The organism is Kribbella sandramycini, from assembly GCF_013131805.1.
Lineage (GTDB): Bacteria > Actinomycetota > Actinomycetes > Propionibacteriales > Kribbellaceae > Kribbella > Kribbella sandramycini.
This window is the reverse complement of record NZ_JABJRC010000007.1, coordinates 12530-28855: the sequence shown is the minus strand read 5'-3', so window position 1 is coordinate 28855 and position 16326 is coordinate 12530. Positions and strand designations below refer to the sequence as shown.

Sequence of the window (16326 nt, the reverse complement as noted above, 5' to 3'; positions counted from 1 at the left end):
TGTTACAGGCCGTTCGTGAAGAGCAGCCGGTTCACCGTGCCGGCCGGGTTGCCGGTGATGATGTTCGGCGTCGCCGCGTTCTCGATGTACGACTTCACCGTCGCCGGCGTGGCCGACGGGCTGGTCTGCAGGTAGAGCGCCGCGACACCGGCGACGTGCGGCGTCGCCATCGAGGTGCCGTTCATGGCGCCGCTGCCGCCGTTGTTGAGGGTGGACACGATGGCCGAGCCCGGAGCGTAGACGTCGACGCAGTAGCCGGTGCTCGAGTACGACGCCCGGGCGTCGGTGCGCTCGGATGCCGCCACGACCAGCGCGGTGGTCAGGTTGCGGGGGAGCCGCTCGCAGGAGACGCCGCCGGTGTTACCGGCCGAAGCGGCCAGGAAGACGCCGGAGCTGATCATCCGCTGCAGGGCGTCCCGCAGGGTGTCGCTGTAGGTGAAGTTCCACGACGCGTTGGCCACGGCGGGCTTGACCGCGTTCGCGGTGACCCAGTTGACCGCGTTCAGCGCGGAGGTCAGTGTGCCGCCGCCGGAGCAGTTCAGCCACTTCACGCCGTGCAGGCGGACGTTCTTCGCGACGCCGTAGCTGGCCGAGCCGATGGTGCCGGCGACGTGCGTGCCGTGGCCGTTGCAGTCGGTGTTGTTGGCGTCGATGCCGTTGTAGTCGAACGTGGCGCGGCCGCCGAAGTTCGCGTGCCCCGGCGTGATGCCGCTGTCGATGATGTAGGCGTGCACACCGGTCCCGGTCCGGGTGTAGGTGTACGACGCGGACAGCGGCAGGTTGCGCTGGTCGATCCGGTCGATCCCCCACGACGGCGGGTTCGGCTGGGTCGCGTCGAGGACGTTCTCCATCAGCACGTCCTGCGTGATGGCCTTGACCTCGGGGCTCTTCTGCAGCGTGCTCAGCTGGGCGGGCGTGAGCTTCGCGCTGAAACCGTTCAGAGCCGCGCCGTAGCTGGCCAGCGGCTTGATGCCGAGCTTGCTCTTGAGCTGGACGCCCTCCTTCAGCTCGACGATGTAGGTGTCCTTGATCGGCGTGACGCCGGCCTCGGCCTTCGGGGTCTGGACCAGGATGATCCGGTCCGGCGAGGGCGGGGCGGCAGCGGCGCCGCCGGCGGTGGCGAGAGCGAGGGCCGGGGCCAGGCCCACGGCGAGAATCAGCGAGACGGTACGACGCACGGGTTCCTCCTCGGGGAACTCACATCACCCACCGGGGCGGACGGGTGATCACCGTCGGTCCGCGATCAACTACGGGCCGAGGTTGGAGGAGAAGTTAGGCGGCGCTCACCTGACGCGTCAATCAGTTCGGGTGCGCGCTGATGTCATGGCACAGCGCTGCCGCGAACTGTCGTTTGATTCACTTCGCTCCCGCGACGTGATCGCTTGTGGGCCGGTTCCGTGCGAGGCTTGCGCCGTGTCCGTACACTGTGCGTCCACATCTGCTTTGTTCGCTCTGTGTCACGACACCCGCACATCGGGTGCCCATCTCCGGAGGCTGTAAGTGAACCGGTCGTCCCTCATCCGTGGCTTGCTCGCGCTCTTGGTGCTGGCCGGCTCGGCGTACGTCGTCCTGACCGCGAAACCCGAGCTCGGGCTCGACCTGCGCGGCGGCACCCAGATCGTGCTGGAGGCCAAGGACTCGGAGACGGTCAAGGTCACCAAGGAGGTCACCGACAAGGCGACCCAGGTGCTGCACCGGCGCGTCGACGCGCTCGGCGTCTCCGAGCCGACCGTGACCCGGCAGGGCGACAACCGGATCATCGTCGAGCTGCCCGGCGTCCAGGACCCGCGCGAGGCCGCGAAGGTGATCGGCAAGACCGCCCAGCTGACCTTCCACGAGGTGCTGAACATCGCGCCCGAGAAGCCGGCCAAACCGGCCAAGGGCGATCTGTGGCTGGCCGACGACGGCGGCCAGGGCTTCCTGCAGCTGGCCAAGCCCGCGATGACCGGTGAGCTGGTCAGCGGCGCCGACGGCCGGCTCGACCCGCAGCAGCCCGCGCTCGGCTGGTTCGTCGAGATGAACTTCAAGGGTGACGGCGGCAAGATCTGGGCCCAGATCACCGGTAAGGCCGCCTGTGAGCCCGTGAACACCCCGAAGCGGCAGGTCGCGATCGTCCTCGACAACGAGGTGATCAGCGCCCCGCAGGTCGACCCGAACGGCGGCAACCAGCTCTGCAACGTCGGCATCGGCGGCGGTAACACCACGATCAGCGGCAACTTCACCGAGGCCTCGGCCAAGGACCTGGCGGCGCTGATCGAGGGCGGCTCGCTGCCGGTGCCGGTCGAGGTCATCGACCAGCGGACCGTCGGCCCGTCGCTCGGCAAGGACGCGATCCAGGCGAGCGCGACGGCCGCGATCATCGGTCTCGCGCTGACCGCGATCTTCATCATCTTCGTCTACCGGCTGGTCGGCCTGATGGCCGTCCTCGGCCTGATCGCCTACGCCGGCATGTCGTACGCCGCCCTGACCCTGCTCGGCGCGACGCTGACGCTGCCCGGTCTGGCCGGTTTCGTGCTCGCGATCGGTATGGCCGTCGACGCGAATGTGCTCGTCTTCGAGCGCGCCCGCGAGGATCACATCGCAGGCCGGACCGACGGCCTGCGCCGATCCCTGCGCAGCGGCTTCCAGAACGCCCTGTCCGCGATCGCGGACTCCAACATCACCACGCTGCTCGCAGCCGGTCTGCTGTTCTTCCTGGCCGCCGGCCCGGTCCGCGGCTTCGGCGTCACGCTGAGCATCGGCGTCATCGCGTCGCTGCTGTCCGCCCTGGTCGTGACGCGGGTGCTGGCCGAGTTCTTCGTCTCCCGCAAGTTCGTCCTGAAGCGTCCGGCGCTGAGCGGTATCGCCGGTCACGGCCGGTTCCGGGTCTGGCTGGAGTCCCGGCGTCCCGCGCTGATGGACCACAGCAAGCGCTGGCTGCTGATCAGCCTCGCGGTGATCGCGGTCAGCGTCGCCGGCATCGTCGTCCGCGGGCTGAACCTGGGCATCGAGTTCACCGGCGGCCGGCTGATCGAGGTCAGCACGACGCAGCCGATCACCCCCGACCAGGCCCGCTCCGCGGTCGCCGAGGCCGGGTACCCGACGGCGATCGTGCAGGCCTCCGGCAGCGACGACATCACCGTCCGGACGGGCACGATCAGCGACGACGAGGCTGTGAAGATCAAGGAGGCGATCGGGCGGATCGGCGGCGGCGCCGAGCAGATCCGCAACGAGAGCATCGGCCCGTCGCTGGGTGAAGAGCTGCGGAACAAGGGCCTGATCGCCCTCGGGATCGCGCTGCTCGCCCAGCTGATCTACCTCGCGGCCCGGTTCCGATGGACGTACGGCGCCGGCGCCGTCCTCGCCCTGGTGCAGAACGTCGCGGTCGTGGTCGGCGTCTTCGCCTGGACGGGCAAACCCATCGACGGCATCTTCCTGGCCGCGGTCCTGACCATCATCGGTTACACGGTGAACGACTCGGTCGTCGTCTTCGACCGGATCCGGGAGACCCGCAGCGCCCGCGCCACGGACAACCTGGCCAACGTCATCGACACCGCGATCGTCAACGTGCTGCCGCGGACGGTGAACACCGGTATCTCGACCCTGTTCATCCTGAGCGCGCTGCTCGTCCTGGGCGGCGACTCGCTGGCAGACTTCTCGCTCGCGCTGCTGCTCGGCATCCTGGTCGGGACCTACTCGTCCAACCTGACCGCATCGCCGCTGCTCCTCGAGCTGGAGCGCCGCTACCCGGCGCCCCCGCCGCGGCCGAAGCGCAAAGAGGTCGACCGCGACGCCCAGCCCGACCGCGGCGCCGTCGTCTGATTCACTGGAGGGCGTGAGCGGTCAGCCGGCATCCGATGCGGAGCTGACCGTTCGCGCCCAATCCGGCGAGGCCGGTGCCCTCGGCATCCTTCTCGAGCGGCACCAGGCCGGGATGCGCGCGGTCGCACTCGCCGTCCTCGGCCACGGCCCGGATGCGGACGACGCCGTCCAGGACGCCGTCCTGATCGCGTTGCGCCGGATCGGCGACGTCCGCGACCCGGCGGCAGTCGGGCCCTGGTTACGCATGATCGTCCGAAACGCCTGCCGGAGCCGGCTGCGTGCTCCACAAGGTGTCGAGCTCTCCGAGCGGCTGCGGGCGACGGATCCGACGCCCGAGCAACTCATCGAGCAGCACGCTCTGCGGGACTGGGTCTGGCGGGCGATCGAGGATCTCCCGGCCCCGACCCGGCTAGTGCTGATGCTGCGGCACTTCAGCACCACGACGACGTCGTACGAGCAGATCGCGCGCGCCTGCGGCGTCCCGGTCGGCACGGTTCGCAGCCGGCTCAGCAACGGCCGGGCTGCCCTGGCCGCGGCGCTCCGAGCGACGGCCGACTCGGCGTACGACGATGTCGGCGCGCGCACCGAGGCGAGCCGCCGCCAGGGCCTGGAGACGCTCGCGGAGGCGGAGCAGGGCCGGTTCGAGAAGGTGCTCGCCGAGCGATGGTCGCCGCGGGTCGCGATGCTCGGGTTCGGGGAGCCGATCATCGGGCACGGCTTCCTGCTGCGCGGGATGGAGGGCGACCTGGCAGCCGGCGTCCGGCAGCGGCTGCGCCACGTGGTGGCGAGCCGCGACATCGTCATCTGGGAGACCGACCTGATCAATCCGCCCGACGATCCGGAGCACTGCCCACCGGCGTCCAGTTGGCTGATGACGCTCAAGGGCGGGCTGATCCAGTCGCTGCGGCTCTACCACGCGCCCCGCCCGGTGTGATCCAGATCGCAGTCGGGTGATTGAACTTCGGCGTCGCGCTCGACTCTTGCCGGTATGCACACCTTTGAACTGAACGGCACGACGCAGCGGTACCACGTCTACGGCAATGGTCCGGTCTGTATCGCGCACTCCGGCGGTCCGGGCGTCTTCTGGGACTACCTGCGGATGCCGCTGCTCGAGGAGCACCTGACCATGGTGTACCTCGAGCCGATCGGCACCGGGGGATCCGAGCGGCTGCCGAGCCACCCCAACGGCTACACGCGAGCCCGGTACGCCGAAGCCGTCGACACGCTCATCGACCATCTGGGCGGCGAGCCGGTCTACCTGCTCGGCCACTCGCACGGCGGCTTCATCGCTCAGTACTACGCCCTTCAGCACCCCGAGCGCGTCACCGGAGTCATCCTCTACGCCAGCGCGCCGGTGACCGGCCCTGAGCACGGCGCGGAGTTCACGCGGCACATCGACGAGTTCACCGCCCGGAACGCCGACAAGCCGGAGCTGCCCGAGATTCTGGCCACCGTCCAGGCGCTCGGCTCGATCTCGTCCGATGCCGAGATGACCGCCGCGCTGCGGGGCATCATCCCGCTCTACGTCGCCGACCACTGGGGACGCCGTGCGGAGTTCGAGCCGATCCAGGAGCGCGTTCACGGCACCTACATCTCCGGCGTCGACGAGAACGGCGTACCGGATCAGATCGACGACCGGAACGCGCTGCCCGGCCTGCGGGTACCCGCGCTGGTCGTCGTCGGCCGCTTCGACCCGATCTGCGGCGTCCGCTGGGCGGAGGAGCTGGCCAAGCTGATCCCGGACGCCGAGCTGGTGATCTTGGAGCGCAGCGGGCACTTCTGCCATGTCGAAGAGCCGGAATCGTTCGCCGCGGCGATCACCGGGTTCCTGACTCGCTGAGGAGTTGTCCACAGGCCCGGTCCGCGCGGCGATTTCTGTCCGTCGCGCGGGCTAGGGTGTGGCGGTGGGTGTTGACGTACGCGAACTGCTCGAAGCCGCTGTCTCTGGGATCGCCGGCCAGACCCGACCTGGTCAGGTGGAGATGGCCGAGGCCGTCAACACCTCGATGCACGACGGGTCCCATCTGCTCGTCCAGGCCGGCACCGGCACGGGTAAATCACTCGGGTACCTGGTTCCCGCGCTGATCCACGCCGCGGAGGATCGCCGCGTCGTCGTCTCCACGGCGACGCTGGCGCTGCAGTCGCAGCTGGTCGACCGGGATGTGCCCGCCCTGCTCGACGCGACCGAGAAGCTGCTGCCCCGGCGCCCGAAGTACGCGATCCAGAAGGGCCGCAACAACTACGCCTGCCTGCATCGCATCCGCGAAGGCGCGCCGGATGACGACGGCATGCTGATCGACGTCCCGCCGGCCGGTCCGGTCGGCCAGCAGGTGCTCGAGCTGCGCGACTGGGCCGAGCAGCAGCTGCTCGACGGCGAGGCCGGCGACCGCGACCACGCGCCTTCACATCAGTACCAGGCCTGGCAGCAGGTCGCGATCGCCGCGCGGGAGTGCCTCGGCGCGCAGAAATGCCCGTACGGCGACGAGTGTTTCGCCGAGAAGGCCAAGGAGCTGGCCCGCAAGGCCGACATCGTCATCACCAACCACGCGCTGCTCTCGATCGACGCCTTCGAGAACCGCACCGTCCTGCCCGAGCACGATGTGGTGATCGTCGACGAGGCCCACGAGCTGCCGGCCCGGGTGACCGGCGCCGCGGGGGACGAGCTCTCCCCGCAGATGGTCGAGCGGGCCGCCAAACGCGGCCGCCGGTTCGTCGACGACGACAAGGCCGACGACCTGATCGACGCCTCCGACGCGCTCCGCGCCGCCCTCGACGGCACCCGCGAAGGCCGGATCGAGCCGTCGAACGCCCCGGTGCTGGAGGCCGCGGGCATGGTCCGCGACGCCGCCCGCGGTATGTACTCCGATCTGAACAAGAAGTCCGACGACAAGGACGACGACCCCGACGGCGCGAAACGGCAGGCCAAGGGCGCCGTGAAGGAGATCTTCGACGTCGCCGAGCGGGTCGCCGCGCTGAACGATCTGGATGTCGTCTGGATGGTCGACCGCGAGCGCTTCGGCCGCGAGCTGCGGATCGCGCCGCTCACTGTCGCCGGTCTGCTCCGCGCGCTCGTCCTCAAGGACCGCACGGTCGTGCTCACCTCGGCGACGCTGACCCTCGGCGGCGACTTCGACGCCATCGCCCGGCAGGTCGGCCTGCGCCCGGCCGACAAACTCGCCGCCGACGACGAGATGCCTGAGCTCGACGACAGCGCCGAGACCGGTCCGCTGCCGTGGCGCGGGCTCGATGTCGGCTCCCCGTTCGAGTACGAGAAACAAGGCATCCTGTACGTCGCCAAACATCTGCCGCCGCCGCATCGCGACGGCCTCGGGCAGAAGCAGTTCGACGAGATCGTCGATCTGATCACGGCGGCCGGCGGCCGAACCCTCGGCCTGTTCTCGTCGCGCCGCGCAGCCGAGGCCGCGACCGCCGCCGTCCGCGAGGCGACCGATCTGACCGTGCTCTGCCAAGGCGACGCCCAACTGGGGGAGCTGGCCCGCGAGTTCGTCGACAACCCCGAGACGTCCCTGTTCGGCACGCTCTCGCTCTGGCAGGGGATCGATGTCCCCGGCTCGACCTGCAACCTGGTGATCATCGACCGGGTGCCGTTCCCTCGGCCGGATGAGCCGCTGATGGCCGCGCGCCAGCGCGCCGTCGACGAAGCGGGCGGGAACGGCTTCATGGCCGTCGCCGCCACCCATGCCGCGCTGCTGCTCGCGCAGGGCACAGGCCGGTTGATCCGGCGCAGTAGCGACAAGGGCGTCGTCGCGATCCTCGATCCGCGGATCGTCACCCAGCGGTACGGCGGTTTCCTGCGCGCCTCCTTGCCTCCGATGTGGCCGACAGCCGATCGTGAGAAGGTGCTCGGCGCGTTGAAGAGGCTGCAGACCGCGTGAGTCCCGCGGGCGGTCCTCCCGTGCTGCCGATGATGGCGGCCCTCGGTGAGCTGCCGTCCGGGGCGGACTGGTCGTACGAGCTGAAGTGGGACGGTATCCGCGTCGTCATCGAGGTCGATGACGGTGTCTGCCGGCTCTGGTCGCGGAACAGCCGCGACGTCTCCGGCGGCTACCCCGAGCTGATCGGTCTCGCGGCCGCGCCCGGTCTGCGCGCGCCCGCCGTCCTGGACGGCGAGATCGTCACCCTCGACGAGCACGGGGCGCCGTCGTTCGGTCTGCTGCAACGCCGGATGCACGTGCGGGATCCGCGCCAGCTGCGGCATCTGATCACCGAGGTACCGGTCTCGGTGCGGCTGTTCGACGTGCTCCGCTTCGACGGCCAGTGGTTGCTAGAAGCAACGTACGACGATCGCCGCGGGCTGCTCGAATCGCTGGAGCTCGACGATCCGTTCTACGAGACGCCGGCCGCGTTCGACGACGGCGCGGAGGCGCTGGAGCTGGCGATGTCGACCGGCCTGGAGGGCGTGGTGGCCAAACGCCGGCGCTCGCGGTACCTGCCCGGCCGCCGCAGCGCCGACTGGATCAAGGTCAAACCGGTGTTGACCCGCGATGTCGTGCTCTGCGGCTGGCATCCCGGCGAGGGGAACCGGGAAGGCCGAATCGGCTCGTTCTACTGCGGTGCGTACGCCGAGCCGGGCGGCGAGCTCGTGCTGATCGGGAAGGTCGGCTCCGGTCTCGACTTCGCGACCCTGGATCTGCTCAGCGCGGAGCTGGCCGGGCTCGAGATCCCGAAGCCGGCTTTCGATCCGGCCACCATCCCGGCCGGTGACCGCCGCCGTGCGCACTGGCTGGATCCGGCGCTGGTCGCCGAGGTGACGTTTTCCGGGTGGGCCGCCGACGCGCGATTGCGGCATCCGGTCTGGCGCGGTTTGCGGCTGGATATCGACCCGGCCGCCGTCCTCGTGGATCGGTGACACGCGCCGGGCCGAGGCGTGGACAAATTGTCCGAAATGCGGAGTGATCGGCAGCGCACTGCGACGGCGAATGTCGCTGTGTCACAGGGAAAACCACTGTGCAGGGAAACCACTGTGCGGCCGCCGCCACGGCCGCAATGGTTGCGTGCGGCACCTATTCGGCGCGGCGCTGCTCCGTGGCCGCTTCCCGCGACGGCGCCGGGATCGCCAGCGCGGCCTCGATCTGCACAGCCAATTTCTCCGGGGTGCTGGTCGGCGCGTACCGAGCGATCACGCCACCGTCGCGACCGATCAGGAACTTGGTGAAATTCCACTTCACCCGACCGCCGAGCAGGCCGCCCTGCTCGCGTTTCATCCAGTTGTACAAGGGAATCGTCTTCGACCCGTTGACGTCGATCTTGGCGAACATCGGGAACGTGACGTGGTAGATCGTCGAGCAGAAGTTCGCGATCTCGTTCTCGTCACCAGGCTCCTGGTGGCCGAACTGGTCGCAGGGAAAGCCCAGAACCGAGAAACCCTGCCGCCGATAGGTCTTGTAGAGCTTCTGAAGACCGGTGTACTGCGGGGTCTGGGCACACTGCGACGCCGTGTTCACCACCAGGAGGACCTGGTCGCGGAAATCGGCAAGTGACTGTTCATTGCCTTCGATCCGCCGCGCGCTGAAGTCATAGACAGTCGTCGTCATGAGATCAATGCTGACACGACACGCCCGAGTTCGCGCGCCGTCTGAGATGTCAGACTCGGCGCAGAACTGTTACGACCTTTCCGAGAATCACGGCGTCCTTACCGTCGATCGGCTCGAAGGCGGGGTTGTGCGGGAGCAGCCAGATCTCGGACTTGGTCTTCTTGAACGTCTTCACGGTCGCCTCGCCGTCGATCATGGCAGCGACGATGTCACCGTTCTCCGCGGTCTGCTCCTGCCGGACGACCACCCAGTCGCCGTCGCAGATGGCGATGTCGATCATCGACTCACCCTTGACCTTCAGCATGAACAGCGTGCCCTCGCCGACCATTGCCTTGGGCAACGGGAAGACCTCTTCGACCTCCTGCTCGGCCAGGATCGGGTTACCGGCGGCGATCTGGCCGACCACCGGCACGTACACCGCGTCCGGATGCGCGTCGCCGGCGCCGGTCTCGTCGTACGCCGTCTGTCGCACCGAGCCGAGCGCACCGCGCCGGGCGGCCGCGTCGACCTCGCCGGGGTAGCGCACCTCGATGGCCCGCGGGCGGTTCGGGTCGCGGCGGAGTAGGCCCTTCTGCTCCAGCACGCGGAGCTGGTGCGAGACCGAGGACGAGCTGGTCAGGCCGACCCGCTCGCCGATCTCCCGCATCGAGGGCGGGTAGCCACGGCTGTCCACCGAGTCGCGGATGACATCCAGCACCCGGCGCTGCCGCGGCGTCAGCCCGGTCGCGTCGGCCGGCCCATCGGGCAGCTCGCTCACGGTCCGGTCCGCTGCGGTGGCGGTGCGGTCCTCGTCCTTGCTGGAACCGCTCGGCGTCCTGGCCATCGGTGATCGCTCCTCTTCTCGACTGAGATGACCGTAGACCGAATTCTGAGATTCTTCAAACATCTGTTCGAAGGCGTGTCGGTTCGCACAAATGTTCGTGTGTCAGGTTATAAGCCGCTGTCCGGTCAGGAATTTTCCGGGCGTGTCGGTGTTGGAGGTAGTTGCGTGCGGGGTGCTGCTGGGTTAATCATTCGTACAGGCGTTCGAACGAACAGGTGTTCGACTGAGGCGCTCGAACGAAAACTGTCGGCGGCTGCCGATAGACAAGGAACCACAGCGCAGGACATGGACTGACCGAGGTCTGGAGGATCCGATGAGCACAACGGCTCTCGCGGCGAACGCACTGACCGGCCGCCAGGCGCCTGAGGTCGCCCCGGAGGTCGCGCCCCGGCGCAGGCCGCGGGTCGCCGGCGTCACGACGGCGCCGCTCCCGGTGCGCGGCTGCAGCGGCGAGGAGCTCGGCCGCCCGCAGGCCCGGGTCCGGCGTTCGGTCGAGGCCGAGGCGCCCGCGCTCCGGCTCACCCGCCGCGGCCGTGCGCTCGTCGGAGTCCTGTCGGTGCTCGTCTTCGGCTCCGCGATCCTGGTCCTCGGGCTGCGGATCGCCGGCGTCCTCGAGTCCGGTCCCGACTTCTCGCATTCGGTGTCCGTGCAGGTCGCCCCCGGCGACAGCCTGTGGTCGATCGCGCAGGAGACCAACCCCGGTGCGGATGCCGCCGCCGTCGTCGAGAAGATCGCCGAGCTGAACCAGCTGACCGGCGCGGCCGATGTCATCCCAGGTCAGACGCTGCAGGTTCCGATCGCCCGTTGAGCCACTCGCTACGCAGCAGCGCGTAGGTGTAGTCGTTCGCCCATTCGTCCTTGAACCACGAGGCTTCCAGGTGGTGTGCCTCGCGGCGCATCCCGATCCGCTCCAGCAACTGCCAGGAGGCGGTGTTCCGGTCGTCGACGACGGCGGTGATCCGGTGCAGCCCGAGCTCCTCGAAGCCGATCCGCAGCATCGCGCGCGCGGCCTCACTCGCCAGCCCCTTGCCCTGGTATCCGGGGTGCAACGCGTAACCGATCTCGCCCGAGCGGTTGACGTCGCTGGCCCATTTCAGCAACACCTCGCCGATCACGGTGCCGGTCTCCCGGAGTTCGATCGCGAGGATCAGCCATTGCCCCGGCTCGGTCAATCGGCCCGCGTTCAGCCGCGCCTCCAACGCCTCCTCGGTCTGCTTCCGGTCCCGCACCGGCCACGGCGTGTATCGCACCACCTCGGGCAGTGAATGAAACGCGAGCATGTCGTCCACGTCGCCGTGCCGATGCGGTCGCAGGTCCAACCGCTCGGTCTGCAACGGATAAGTGGGGCTCAGGCCGGCCATCAGGCTCCTTCGACGGCGGCGAGCCACAGCTCGGCGTACCGGCCGCCGTCCACTGTCGTGACGACGTCGACGATGCTGGTCGACTGACCGTGCGGGTCGTTGTTCAGGTCGCTCGTCCAGTCGCGGGTGTCGACGATCGTGCGTCCGCGCGACCAGCTACCGGCCAGCTCGACCCGCAACGGGAAGCGCTGTGTGGTCATCCCCGCTGGGTCGATCACCGCGCAGACCGCGCCGCCGTCGCCGATGCTCGCCCCGGCGTCGCCGTACAACTCGGAGCGCTTCTCGATCAGTTTGCGGGCCAGCTCGGCGGCGGGGGAGCCGCTCAGCGCTTGGGCGCGCTCGCGGCTGACGACGACGTCGTAGAACACATCCAGCCCGTACATGGTCACTGGGATGCCGAGCTCGGCAGCCGCCGTCAGGGTAATCGCGGCTGCCTCGGGGTCGGTCCAGATGTTGAATTCCGCGGAGGCAGTGGCGTTGCCGATCCCGGCGGCGCCGCCCATGAAGACGATCTCGCGCAAGCCGGCCGCGGCGTCCGGATAGGTGCGGAGCAGCAGCGCGATATTCGTCATCGGCGCGAGCGGGATCAGGGTCACCAGCTCACCGGATGCGGCCGCGGCCCGGAGTACGTCGCGCAGCAGCTCGATGGCGTGGCCGGGGACCGGCGTCCGGGTGGAACGCGGCCAATCGAGGTCGCCGAGGCCGTCGGCGCCGTGCACGTGCGGCGCGGCCTTCATCGGCTGCAGCAGCGGGAGGCCCGCGCCGCGAGCGACCGGCACATCGGCGCGCCCGGCGGCCTCCAGTACGGTCAGGGTGTTGGCCACCACGTCGTCGATGCCGACGTTCCCGCCGACACAGGTCACGGCCTTCAGATCGAGCTCCGGATGCCGGGCGGCGAGCAGCAGCGCGCAGGCGTCGTCCAGCCCGGTGTCGACGTCCAGGATGACCGGTTTCATGGCCCCCATCCTCGCTCATCGGGCCGGGCAGTGTGCGCCCGGGGAGGGCTGTTTCGGCGACGCCACGCGGGAGTACACAGGGCCTTGCGGGTGTTGAAACAAGTGGGGCCGACCGGCGACGCGCGCGAGATCCGGCCGTTGTTGCAAATTGTCGGAGCAGCGATCTAGGATCCCTAGATGTAGTGGTTACAAGGGTGTAATTTTCCACAGGTAGTGGTTAGTTGCACACAGGCCATACACAAGTTGTCCCCAGATCCATCCACAAGCAGCATCCCGAGCCCGCCCCGCGGGCCGCACCGAGGAAGTGATCAGCCGTGCACTGTCCGTACTGCCGGCACCCCGACTCGAGGGTCGTCGACAGCCGCGTGGCCGAGGACGGCGGAGCGATCCGCCGCCGGCGGCAGTGCCCGGTCTGCGAGAAGCGGTTCACCACCGTCGAGCAGATGCAGCTGACGGTCGTGAAGCGCTCCGGCGCGACCGAGCCGTTCAGTCGCGAGAAGGTCATCAACGGCGTCGGCAAGGCCTGCAAGGGCCGGCCGGTGGATGTGGACGCGCTGGCCCGGCTGGGCCAGAAGGTCGAGGACGCGCTCAAGGCGAGCGGCTCGCCGGAGGTCCCCGCGCACGAGGTCGGTCTGGCGATCCTCGGCCCGCTGCGGGAGCTGGACGAGGTCGCTTACCTGCGGTTCGCGAGTGTGTACCGGCAGTTCGAGTCGGCGGACGATTTCGAGACCGAGATCGCCCTGCTGCGCGCGGAGAAGGAGCCCGAGGGCACCGAGCCGCCGCTGAAGCCGACCCAGCAGACGTAAATCGGGGACATCGCAGTAACACAGCAGTTCCGTACGGCGTTACGGCAGCAGTACCCAACGGGGCGGTCCGGGCAGACCGCGGTAGTGCATTCACAGGGCGAGGAGCAACCATGACAGAGACGGTGACCGGCCACTCGGGGTCGACCAAGCGGTCGGCGGCCGGGTTCCGCGGGCGGAAGAACGCCCCCGCGGGACTCACCATCGAGCGGATCTTCACGACCGCGGGCGTCCACCCGTACGACGAGGTGACGTGGGAGCGCCGCGACGTCGTCCAGCAGAACTGGAAGACCGGTGAGACCGTCTTCGAGCAGCGCGGGGTCGAGTTCCCCGACTACTGGAGCGTGAACGCGTCCACCATCGTCACCACCAAGTACTTCCGGGGCGCGGTCGGGCACGACAACCGCGAGTGGAGCCTGCGGCAGCTGCTCGACCGGGTCGTCAAGACCTACCGCAAGGCCGGCGAGGAGCACGGCTACTTCGCCACCCCGGCCGACGCCGAGGTCTTCGAGCACGAGATCACCTGGATGCTCCTGCACCAGTACTTCAGCTTCAACTCGCCGGTCTGGTTCAACGTCGGGACGTCGTCCCCGCAGCAGGTCTCGGCCTGTTTCATCCTCGCCGTCGACGACTCGATGGACTCGATCCTCAACTGGTACAAGGAAGAGGGCCTGATCTTCAAGGGCGGCTCCGGCGCCGGCCTGAACCTGTCCCGGATCCGCTCCTCCAAGGAGCTGCTGCAGTCCTCCGGCGGGACGGCCTCCGGCCCGGTCTCCTTCATGCGCGGCGCGGACGCCAGCGCCGGGACGATCAAGTCCGGCGGCGCCACCCGGCGCGCGGCCAAGATGGTCGTCCTCGACGTCGACCACCCCGATATCGAGGAGTTCGTCGAGACCAAGATGCGCGAGGAGGACAAGATCCGCGTCCTCCGCGACGCCGGTTACGACATGGATCTGGGCGGCCGCGACATCACCTCCGTCCAGTACCAGAACGCGAACAACTCCGTCCGGGTCACCGACGAATTCATGCGCGCGGTCGAGGACAAGCGCGAGTTCGGGCTGCGCGCCCGGCTCGACAACTCGATCATCGAGACCGTCGACGCCCGGGAGCTGTTCGACAAGATCAGCCACGCGGCCTGGGCCTGCGCCGACCCCGGCATCCAGTACGACGACACGATCAACGACTGGCACACCACGCCGGAGACCGGCCGGATCACGGCGTCCAACCCGTGCTCGGAGTACATGCACCTGGACAACTCCTCGTGCAACCTGGCCTCGCTGAACCTGCTCAAGTTCCTCCGCGACGACGATCTGTTCGACTCGGAGAAGTTCGTCAAGGCCGTCGAGCTGATCATCACCTCGATGGACATCTCGATCTGCTTCGCCGACTTCCCGACCGAGGCGATCGGCGAGACCACCCGCGCCTACCGGCAGCTCGGGATCGGCTACGCCAACCTCGGCGCGTTGCTGATGGCAACGGGGCACGCCTACGACTCCGACGGCGGTCGCGCACTGGCGGGCGCTATCACGTCGCTGATGACCGGCACGTCGTACAAGCGCTCGGCCGAGCTGGCCGGGATCGTCGGCGCCTACGACGGTTTCGAGCGGAACAAGGACGCGCACACCCGGGTGATGCGCAAGCACGCCGCGGCCAACGACGCGATCCGGACCATCCACGAGATCGACAAGGACGTCCACAAGCACGCCACCGAAGCTTGGGAGGGCGTGCTCAAGGTCGGCGCCAAGAACGGCTGGCGGAACGCGCAGGCCTCGGTGCTCGCGCCGACCGGCACCATCGGCTTCATGATGGACTGCGACACCACCGGGATCGAGCCGGACTTCTCGCTGGTCAAGTTCAAGAAGCTGGTCGGCGGCGGCTCGATGCAGATCGTCAACCAGACGATCCCGCGGGCGCTGCGCCAGTACGGCTACACCGAGGAGACGATCGAGGCGATCGTCGAGTACATCTCGGAGAAGGGCCACGTGGTCGACGCGCCGGGCCTGAAGCCGGAGCACTACGAGATCTTCGACACCGCGATGGGCGAGCGGTCGATCAAGCCGATGGGCCACGTGCGGATGATGGCGGCCGCACAGCCGTTCCTGTCCGGCGCGATCTCGAAGACGGTGAACCTGCCCGAGACCGCGACGGTCGAGGAGATCGCCGACGTCTACTTCCAGGGCTGGAAGCTCGGCCTGAAGGCGCTCGCCGTCTACCGCGACAACTGCAAGGTCGGCCAGCCGCTGGCCGACGCGAAGGCGAAGAAGACGACCGACGCGGTGGCCGCCGAGGCCGCCGTCGCGGAGAAGATCGTCGAGAAGGTGATCGAGTACCGGCCGACTCGCAAGCGGCTGCCGAAGTCGCGCCCGTCGCGGACGACCTCGTTCTCGGTCGGCGGCGCCGAGGGCTACATGACCGCCGGCTCCTACCCCGACGACGGCCTCGGCGAGGTCTTCCTCAAGATGGGTAAGCAGGGCTCGACCCTGGCCGGGGTGATGGACGCCTTCTCGATCGCGATCTCGATCGCGCTCCAGCACGGCGTGCCGCTGGAGACCTACGTCCAGAAGTTCACCAACCTGAAGTTCGAGCCGGCCGGTCTGACCGACGACCCGGACGTCCGGATGGCGCAGTCGATCATGGACTACATCTTTCGCCGGCTTGCTCTGGATTACCTGCCCTTCGACGAGCGCGCGGCCCTCGGCATCTACTCCGCCGAGGAGCGCTCCCGCCAGCTCGACACCGGCTCCTACGAGCCGGCCCCGGTAGAGGTCTCCGAAGCGGAGTCCCTCAAGTCGGTCGAGCCGGTCGCCGAGGTCACCGAGCTGACCGAGAAGCCGGCCGAGGCCGCCGCCGCGAAGACCATCGACACCTCCGAGGTCCGCACGACCGCCGAGATGTTCGAGCTCATCACCGGCACCTCCGTCGACGCGCCGCTCTGCTTCACCTGCGGCACCAAGATGCGCCCCTCCGGCTCCTGCTACGTCTGCGAAGGCTGCGGCAGCACCTCCGGCTGCAGCTGACCCGAGCTGA

General features: G+C 68.8%; 13 protein-coding genes. 8 read left to right on the top strand and 5 right to left on the bottom strand.

Annotation, left to right across the window (positions count from 1 at the left end):
* Positions 1-2: 2 nt before the first annotated feature.
* Positions 3-1178 carry a S8 family serine peptidase gene (locus tag HPO96_RS25760; RefSeq protein ID WP_171676925.1) on the bottom strand — a complete coding sequence of 392 codons (1176 nt, stop codon included), beginning with the start codon at positions 1176-1178 and terminating at the stop codon, positions 3-5.
* Between the two features lie 322 nt (positions 1179-1500).
* On the opposite strand from HPO96_RS25760, the gene secD reads away from it, so the two are divergent.
* Genes secD through ligD form a run of 5 tightly spaced genes read left to right on the top strand, consistent with a single transcriptional unit; the run spans position 1501 to position 8671 of the window.
* Positions 1501-3801, top strand: a complete 2301-nt coding sequence (gene secD / locus HPO96_RS25755; protein ID WP_171676924.1) for a protein translocase subunit SecD — start codon at positions 1501-1503, stop codon at positions 3799-3801.
* A 13-nt stretch (positions 3802-3814) separates the two neighbouring features.
* Positions 3815-4735: a sigma-70 family RNA polymerase sigma factor gene (locus HPO96_RS25750; RefSeq protein WP_202886439.1), complete on the top strand. Its 921-nt coding sequence runs from the start codon at positions 3815-3817 to the stop codon at positions 4733-4735.
* A 54-nt stretch (positions 4736-4789) separates the two neighbouring features.
* Complete coding sequence (locus tag HPO96_RS25745) at positions 4790-5641, top strand: alpha/beta fold hydrolase (RefSeq protein WP_171676923.1); 852 nt, start codon at positions 4790-4792, stop codon at positions 5639-5641.
* A 58-nt stretch (positions 5642-5699) separates the two neighbouring features.
* Positions 5700-7697, top strand: a complete 1998-nt coding sequence (locus tag HPO96_RS25740; RefSeq protein ID WP_171676922.1) for an ATP-dependent DNA helicase — start codon at positions 5700-5702, stop codon at positions 7695-7697.
* Positions 7698-7726: 29 nt separating this feature from the next.
* Complete coding sequence (ligD, locus tag HPO96_RS25735) at positions 7727-8671, top strand: non-homologous end-joining DNA ligase (RefSeq protein WP_171677308.1); 945 nt, start codon at positions 7727-7729, stop codon at positions 8669-8671.
* 154 nt (positions 8672-8825) lie between these two features.
* Here the strand turns inward: ligD and HPO96_RS25730 are convergent, their stop codons facing one another.
* Together HPO96_RS25730 and lexA are read right to left on the bottom strand one after the other, a co-directional pair.
* A complete protein-coding gene (locus tag HPO96_RS25730; protein ID WP_171676921.1) occupies positions 8826-9356 on the bottom strand; it encodes a glutathione peroxidase in 531 nt (176 codons plus the stop codon).
* Between the two features lie 49 nt (positions 9357-9405).
* Complete coding sequence (gene lexA / locus HPO96_RS25725) at positions 9406-10179, bottom strand: transcriptional repressor LexA (protein WP_238355535.1); 774 nt, start codon at positions 10177-10179, stop codon at positions 9406-9408.
* Between the two features lie 313 nt (positions 10180-10492).
* On the opposite strand from lexA, the gene HPO96_RS25720 reads away from it, so the two are divergent.
* Positions 10493-10987, top strand: a complete 495-nt coding sequence (locus tag HPO96_RS25720) for a LysM peptidoglycan-binding domain-containing protein (RefSeq protein WP_171676920.1) — start codon at positions 10493-10495, stop codon at positions 10985-10987.
* Here the strand turns inward: HPO96_RS25720 and HPO96_RS25715 are convergent.
* Together HPO96_RS25715 and HPO96_RS25710 are read right to left on the bottom strand one after the other, a co-directional pair.
* On the bottom strand, positions 10947-11540 hold the full coding sequence (locus HPO96_RS25715; RefSeq protein WP_171676919.1) for a GNAT family N-acetyltransferase: 594 nt from the start codon (positions 11538-11540) through the stop codon (positions 10947-10949). The genes HPO96_RS25720 and HPO96_RS25715 overlap by 41 nt on opposite strands.
* Positions 11540-12496 carry a nucleoside hydrolase gene (locus HPO96_RS25710; RefSeq protein ID WP_171676918.1) on the bottom strand — a complete coding sequence of 319 codons (957 nt, stop codon included), beginning with the start codon at positions 12494-12496 and terminating at the stop codon, positions 11540-11542. Before HPO96_RS25710 ends, HPO96_RS25715 begins: the two co-directional genes overlap by 1 nt.
* A gap of 314 nt (positions 12497-12810) precedes the next feature.
* On the opposite strand from HPO96_RS25710, the gene nrdR reads away from it, so the two are divergent.
* Complete coding sequence (gene nrdR, locus HPO96_RS25705; RefSeq protein ID WP_171676917.1) at positions 12811-13302, top strand: transcriptional regulator NrdR; 492 nt, start codon at positions 12811-12813, stop codon at positions 13300-13302.
* Between the two features lie 110 nt (positions 13303-13412).
* Entirely contained in the window at positions 13413-16316 is a 2904-nt protein-coding gene (locus tag HPO96_RS25700; RefSeq protein ID WP_171676916.1) for a vitamin B12-dependent ribonucleotide reductase, read from the top strand.
* Positions 16317-16326 lie beyond the last annotated feature (10 nt).